Genomic DNA, 246 nt, shown 5'->3' with positions numbered 1-246 from the left:
CCCGCATCGGCGATGATCATCTTCGGCATAGGGAGGCTGGAAGCCGCTAGTTTCTCCAGATGCGGAAGGAAACAGCGCGTGTCCGTTGGTCGCTGATGCATCGAATAATAAAGAATGAACTGATTTTCTGTGGCCATTTGTACGTTATAAGCTGCTTTCAATTGACCATTTTTCATGTGATCATCTTTCATTCGCATAAAGGTCGCATCCGGGTCTGTTTTCGAAAAGCTGTTTCGACCACCGAAG

The 246-nt window shown here is 47.2% G+C and carries 1 pseudogene; it reads right to left on the bottom strand.

The features are described from left to right. Nucleotides 1-246, bottom strand: a pseudogene (locus SB775_RS32650) (IS5/IS1182 family transposase); the annotation flags it as partial.

The organism is Peribacillus sp. SIMBA_075 (assembly GCF_046534585.1).
The sequence above is the reverse complement of the archived record's forward strand: the minus strand, read 5'-3'. Positions and strand labels throughout refer to the sequence as shown.